Raw genomic sequence first — 843 nt, 5'->3', positions numbered from 1 at the left:
CAGCATCGGCCACCGTCTTGCCCTGGCCAACCAGAACCTCCGCCTGCCGCAGCTTCGCGACAATCTCCTCCGGCGTGTGCGCCTTCTTCCGTCCCATCCCACAACCTCCCATCGCTGCCGCCGGACTACATCACCGGCGGACCGCTTCTAGGGGGGCAGGTCAATCCGCCACCGAGATCGTTTCAGCGGACGCGACCCGAATCACTCCCACCAGTCAGCTCACGCGCCGAGGCGTCCTGGCCAGCGCAACGACCGCCGGCGCGACGAGCGTCCTGCTACCGCTTACCGGCTCCGCCGCACAGGCGGGTGCTCCCGGCCTGCGAACCAATCCGTCAGATGAGACGATCCGCCTCGGTCCGCTTTCGGTGCGATTCCTGATCACCACAGAGACTTCGGGCGGCAGCGTATCCGCCTTCGAGGTCAGTGTACCGAGGCGACAGCGCCTGGCGGCTCCGGCGCACAGCCACGACCACTACGAGGAGACGATTTACGGCATCAGCGGCGTGCTCACCTGGACCGTCGATGGGCATCGAATCGATGTCGCGCCCGGACAGGCCCTCTGCATTCCGCGCGGCGCAGTTCATCGCTTCGACAACAACGGAGATGAGGACGTACGAGCGCTGTGCGTGGTCACGCCGGCCGCCATCGGGCCGACGTACTTCCGCGAGGTCGCCGAGGTGATCAGTGCGTCCGCCGGCGGACCGCCAGACGCGGCAAGGATGATTGTGGATCGGCGTGGAAGAAGGACCCCTATGGAGGGGTGATCGGCGTCCAAAAGGGCCCCCTCTGCTGAAGGGGTTCACGTTGGCTCTCGGTGATGCCGGGGGTCATGATTGGGATGCT

The 843-nt window shown here is 66.2% G+C and carries 1 protein-coding gene; it reads left to right on the top strand.

The genetic code is table 11. From position 1 onward, the window contains the following. Positions 1 to 365: 365 nt before the first annotated feature. On the top strand, positions 366 to 764 hold the full coding sequence (locus E8M80_RS25625) for a cupin domain-containing protein (RefSeq protein ID WP_206035757.1): 399 nt from the start codon (positions 366 to 368) through the stop codon (positions 762 to 764). The last annotated feature ends 79 nt before the right edge of the window (positions 765 to 843 follow it).

It is taken from the genome of Roseomonas sp. HF4 (assembly GCF_005222755.1).
Lineage (GTDB): Bacteria > Pseudomonadota > Alphaproteobacteria > Acetobacterales > Acetobacteraceae > Neoroseomonas.
Note: the sequence above shows the minus strand (reverse complement) of the source record. Positions and strands in the feature narration are given on the sequence as shown.